Raw genomic sequence first — 4,426 nt, forward strand, 5'->3', positions numbered from 1 at the left:
CCCCTATATTTAACAACTAACAATGTTCTAATCATACCATGTAATGACGTGTTTTTGACCTAGTTTTTTTTAAAATTTCATGTTTCTTTACATGTGATTGTAATATTTCTTAATATTCCACTTATTCCATTATCCGTCCTCAAATGAATGCAATAAAGGTAAGGCTTTTACGGGCAGTTAATGCAGGATAACGAGCTCTCTTTCATATGAGAGACGAAATAAATCTTTCGCATTAGTGGTGGTTCTACAGAAATCGCACGTACGTTACCTTGCATTACGGCTTACTGTAAAGCTGTTTCCGGAAGCAATGTTATACCAAGTCCAGCTCCTACCATCGCAATCATCGGTTCTGCATAAGATGTTTCAACCGCAATTATTGGTTTCGCGCCCATACATTGAAACACATTCATAATCATTTTCCTTACATCACATATTTCTGGGTATACAATTAGCTGTTCATTTTGCAACTCTTCCATTCGGATTACCTTTTTCACTCTATACGGAYGATCATTTGAAACAGCACAAACGATTTTTTCTTCCCGCATTTCTTTTATATATGTAGCGCCTTCTACTACTGAATCGATGAACATCGCTTCAATTTTTCACTCTTTAAATAACTCTATTAATACTTTCATATGCTCAATTTTCCATTCTATTTCATATGTATCCTCTAATAAGTCTTTACACTTTGATATGTAATGAGCCGCTAAACTCGGTAATATACCTACACAAATATAATTTCTGTACCGTCACTACATACAGTTATGAGCGTTCGTTTTGAACTCTTTTATATGTCGATTGTTGCGGGATGTATCACTGTATTTTGCTGGAATACGGGAAATCGATATATTTCATCTATTAACGGCATATTATTTATGAATTTAGTTCCTGTACTTGCACTTATCGGTTCTATGTTTCAAAGTTATACTGTCGATAACATAGAAATTGCCGGCGCCTCATTAACAATTATTGCGCTAGTATGCAACAATTTATGGCAAAGAAAACAACATATAAAAATCCCCACCTCAGTTCGTTAGGTGGGGATTTTTCACATATGAACAGCTCTTGGCAGTTCATAATACATACTCGCTTTATATAATGTTCGTTCCATCCATTGCTCAATTTCTTTCGTGTACATTTCTAAGAAAAATGTCTCGGATGGGAAAGAATGTAGTACTTCCGATATATATTGCGGATATAAAAACGGCATATTCAGCATGCCTTTTAATTGCGTCATAAACATTGTAAAAGATACCTTTTGAAACTCTTGTTTCATTTGCCCCTGTTTAATGATTTGCTCTATATAATACCTTTCTCTAGAAAAATAAACGGTCATCACTTCACGAATTAATGTCGTATCAAGCGAAAGCTCTCTATAAAAAAAACGTGTCAGTTCTCTATTATCAAATTGATATCGTAAAATCCCGCGCACCATTTGCACCATCACATCTTTAGCCGATAAATATTCTCTCTGTTCAAAGGACGTTTCAATTACGTGAATATATCCTTCTAAAAAATCAGTAATAAGCTGTTCTAATAACCCTTGCTTTCCAGCAAAATAATATGAAATATTCGCTACATTCACATCCGCTCGCTTTGCAATGTCTCGCACTGATGTCCCGTCATAACCTTTCGTATTAAACAACGATATTGCCGCATCAATTACCTTTTGTTTCGTCTGCTTCATGCGCTCACTTCCTCTCAATGAACAGCTATAGTTTAAATTTCTTGACTTTTAGGACAAATTCCTTTAATTTTCTATCGACAAAGTCATGTGAAATACATCGTATTTTGCTATCGTTTTACATATCTCGCTAAAAAGGGAGTTGTTTCCATGTTTACAAAAGAAAGTTATGCAGGATCTCGCGAGCAGCAATATGAGACAGTAATTAAACAACTGGATGCATTATTAACTGGCGAACCGAACGTAGTCGCAAACTTATCAAATGCGTCCGCACTATTAAATCAATTTTTAGATCGCGTTAATTGGGTTGGCTTTTATGTAACAGAAGGAAATCAACTTGTTCTTGGACCATTCCAAGGGATGCCAGCTTGCGTGCGTATTCCGTTCGGACGYGGTGTTTGCGGCGTWGCAGCTGAAACRAAAACAACGCAACTTGTAGCRGAYGTTCACCAATTCCCAGGACATATCGCTTGCGATAGTGCCTCTAATTCTGAAATCGTTGTACCGATTATGAAAGATGGAAATATCATCGGTGTGCTTGATGTTGATAGTCCTGAAAAAAATCGTTTCGATGAAGTAGATCAGCACTATTTAGAAAAGTTTGTGGAAACACTCCTAAAACATATTTAATAAAGAAAAGAGTGAGCTATCGATTACGTACGTAACGTACGAAACCGATAGCTCACTCTTTTTATTGATTACTCACAGTAGATATCTTCTTTAGTGCCTGTTCTAAATCAGAAACGATATCTTCCCATGATTCTAAGCCGACAGATAGGCGTATTAAATTATCGAAAATACCCATTTCTTTTCTTAGTTCAGCTGGAATAGCTGCATGCGTCATCGTCGCTGGATGCTGAATTAACGTTTCTGTATCACCTAAACTTACGGCAATTGTAATAAAATGGAGGTCATTGATAAACGACTGTGTTTCCTCTTTTCCGCCTTTAATTGAAAAAGAAATAACGCCCCCGCCTCGTTTCATTTGGCGGGATGCTAATTCTCCCTCCGGATACCAAACACCTTCTACTGCTTCATGATTTTTCAAAAACGATACAATTTTTTCYGCATTATCACAATGACGATCCATTCTTACTGCTAATGTTTTTAATCCGCGTAACAATAACCACGCGTCAAACGGCGCCATAATACCGCCGATATCTTTTCGCATCGGACGAATTTTATCAGCTAACGTTTTCGTTCTACAAATTGTTACACCCGCTACAACATCCCCGTGACCACCAATATATTTTGTCGCACTGTGAACGACGGCGTCACAACCAAGTTCAAGAGGTCTTTGTAAATAAGGTGAACAAAACGTATTATCAACAATAACAAGCAAATCATTGCGCTTCGCTACCCCGATCACCTTTTCTAAATCAATTAATTTCATCGTTGGATTTATCGGTGTTTCAACGAAAATGAGCTTTGTATTTGGACGAATTTTATTTTCAATATCAGTCTCTGTCTCCATATCACAAAACGAATGAGTAATCATAAATTTCTCTTCTAATACTTCTAAAAAACCGTACGTACATCCATATAATCCATTTGAACAAATAATATGATCTCCAGCCTTTAGAAAACCGATTAAAGTTGCTGAAATGGCTGCCATACCTGAACCGAACGCCAGCGCCTCCTCTCCATCTTCTAAAACAGCCATACGTTCTTCAAATAATTTCACAGTTGGATTCCCAAGCCTTGAATAAATATAAGATGGATCTTCTCCCGCAAAACTCGCTTCTCCTTGCTGTGCTGTCTCAAACGTAAATGTAGAAGTTTGAAATAAAGGTGGTGTTAAACTCCCTTTATTTTCATTTGATTCATATCCGTGATGAATTAATGCTGTCTCTATATGTTTCTTTTTCATAAAAACATCCCCCTTATGTCTTTATTTCCACATATCCACCAGGAAAAATCTGATGAACGTCTTTACTACATTTTATGTAAGCGTTTCACTTCTGTTTCTATCTCTTCTTTTATATTGTTTTAAATTCCTTCTTGTTAATTTCCAAAATTTATCTGCATAAAACAAAAAGGGAGTCTCTTGACGAAACTGTAAGTAAAAGATATAATAGCGTTTGTGTAAAATAAAAAGGCAGCCTTGTAATGTGAGTTTATCGTTTGTATTTTGTTCCTCTGCGGAGGTGTATCTCGTAACTCCCTGCTGCTGGAGCGAAGGTACATGAAAACAAAATACCCGTAAATATCGATTACGTCTGTTTTTATTTTACGAAAATAAAAACATTTTTAAAGGAGGAGTCAACTATGGCTCGTTATACAGGTCCAGCATGGAAACTGTCTCGTCGTCTTGGAATCTCTCTAAGCGGCACAGGAAAAGAATTAGAAAAACGCCCTTACGCACCAGGTCCTCACGGTCCTAACCAACGTAAGAAACTTTCAGAATACGGTTTACAATTACAAGAGAAACAAAAACTTCGTCACATGTACGGCATGACTGAACGTCAATTCCGTCGCACATTTGACCAAGCAGGTAAAATGCCTGGTAAGCACGGCGAAAACTTCATGATCCTTCTTGAAGCTCGTCTTGACAACCTAGTTTACCGCATGGGCTTAGCTCGCACTCGTCGTGCAGCTCGCCAATTAGTAAACCACGGTCACATCATGGTTGATGGCGCTCGCGTAGATATCCCATCTTACCGCGTTAAACCTAACCAAACTATCAGCGTTCGCGAAAAATCTAACAGCCTTGTTGTTGTTAAAGAAGCGATCGAAGTTAAC

At 37.4% G+C, this 4,426-nt stretch carries 4 protein-coding genes and 2 pseudogenes; 3 read left to right on the forward strand and 3 right to left on the reverse strand.

All coding sequences use genetic code 11. The annotated features are described in order from the left end of the window. Positions 1–167: 167 nt before the first annotated feature. Positions 168–734 (reverse strand): annotated as a pseudogene (locus AC1DJR_RS18425) (LysR family transcriptional regulator substrate-binding protein); the annotation flags it as partial. On the opposite strand from AC1DJR_RS18425, the pseudogene AC1DJR_RS18430 reads away from it, so the two are divergent. After that, a pseudogene (locus AC1DJR_RS18430) lies at positions 723–1,037 on the forward strand (EamA family transporter); the annotation flags it as partial. The pseudogenes AC1DJR_RS18425 and AC1DJR_RS18430 overlap by 12 nt on opposite strands. An 11-nt stretch (positions 1,038–1,048) precedes the next feature. Here AC1DJR_RS18430 and refZ read toward each other — a convergent pair. After that, positions 1,049–1,687 (reverse strand): forespore capture DNA-binding protein RefZ, encoded by a 639-nt coding sequence (gene refZ, locus AC1DJR_RS18435; protein WP_193645400.1) that lies wholly within the window; start codon positions 1,685–1,687, stop codon positions 1,049–1,051. A gap of 147 nt (positions 1,688–1,834) precedes the next feature. Between refZ and AC1DJR_RS18440 the strand changes: the two genes are divergently transcribed. Continuing rightward, positions 1,835–2,314 (forward strand): GAF domain-containing protein, encoded by a 480-nt coding sequence (locus AC1DJR_RS18440; RefSeq protein ID WP_429688029.1) that lies wholly within the window; start codon positions 1,835–1,837, stop codon positions 2,312–2,314. 61 nt (positions 2,315–2,375) lie between these two features. Here AC1DJR_RS18440 and megL read toward each other — a convergent pair whose 3' ends face one another. Next, the gene (megL, locus tag AC1DJR_RS18445; RefSeq protein WP_044442168.1) at positions 2,376–3,554 is read right to left on the reverse strand and encodes a methionine gamma-lyase; all 1,179 of its coding nucleotides are present in this window, start codon (positions 3,552–3,554) and stop codon (positions 2,376–2,378) included. A 398-nt stretch (positions 3,555–3,952) separates the two neighbouring features. Here megL and rpsD point away from each other — a divergent pair. Beyond that, a partial coding sequence (gene rpsD / locus AC1DJR_RS18450; protein ID WP_477003202.1) for a 30S ribosomal protein S4 occupies positions 3,953–4,426 on the forward strand: 474 nt, incomplete at its 3' end.

This window comes from Bacillus sp. 05T31 (assembly GCF_056396725.1).